The organism is Streptomyces apocyni, assembly GCF_009739465.1.
Taxonomy (GTDB): domain Bacteria; phylum Actinomycetota; class Actinomycetes; order Streptomycetales; family Streptomycetaceae; genus Streptomyces; species Streptomyces apocyni.
Genome location: NZ_WHOM01000003.1, coordinates 1 through 302, shown reverse-complemented (window position 1 = coordinate 302; position 302 = coordinate 1). Strand labels below are relative to the sequence as shown.

Here is a 302-nt window from a genome sequence, read left to right as displayed (position 1 = left end):
AGTACGCCGACTACACCCTGTGGCAGCGCGATGTCCTGGGCACTGAGGACGACCCCGAGAGCCCCATCAGCCAGCAGCTCGGCTACTGGACCACCGCACTCGCGGGGCTGCCCGAGGAGCTGGGGCTGCCGACGGACCGGCCCCGCCCGGCAGCCAGCGACTTCCCCAGCGATGCCATCTCCCTCTCGCTCCCACCGCAGCTGCACGCAGACCTGCTGGCACTGGCACGGGACTCCGGCACCAGCCTCTTCATGGTCCTGCAAGCCGCACTGAGCGCGCTGTACACCAAGCTGGGCGCGGGA

1 protein-coding gene is annotated in these 302 nt (G+C 70.2%); it reads left to right on the top strand.

The genetic code is table 11. From position 1 onward, the window contains the following. Positions 1-302, top strand: a 302-nt coding sequence (locus GCN81_RS00005; RefSeq protein WP_156721298.1) for a condensation domain-containing protein, incomplete at both ends; no start/stop codon positions are given.